Here is a 278-nt window from a genome sequence, read left to right on the forward strand (position 1 = left end):
GTTGTCACCACTAAAAACACCTTTTGTGCAGCGCCAGTGCGAGTATTGCGTGAGCACTTTGCTAAAGTTAGCCCACGCTATTTAGTCACTAATACTGGTAACGCAAATGCAGGTACGGGCGCTGATGGTAAACGCCGTGCCCTTGATATCTGTACAGCGTTGGCTGAAAAGGCCGGTGTAGATACCAATACGATATTGCCATTCTCTACCGGCGTGATTGGTGAACCGTTAAATAGTGATGCGGTCATCGCAGGTTTGGATAATGCATTGGCTAACCT

Annotated in this window: 1 protein-coding gene; it reads left to right on the forward strand. The window is 47.8% G+C overall.

The genetic code is table 11. The features are described 5' to 3' along the window. The coding region (locus AAEY83_RS14515) for a bifunctional ornithine acetyltransferase/N-acetylglutamate synthase (protein WP_351059959.1) at positions 1-278 on the forward strand (278 nt) is incomplete at both ends.

The sequence above is a fragment of the Psychrobacter sp. TB20-MNA-CIBAN-0197 genome (assembly GCF_040309765.1).
Taxonomy (GTDB): domain Bacteria; phylum Pseudomonadota; class Gammaproteobacteria; order Pseudomonadales; family Moraxellaceae; genus Psychrobacter; species Psychrobacter submarinus.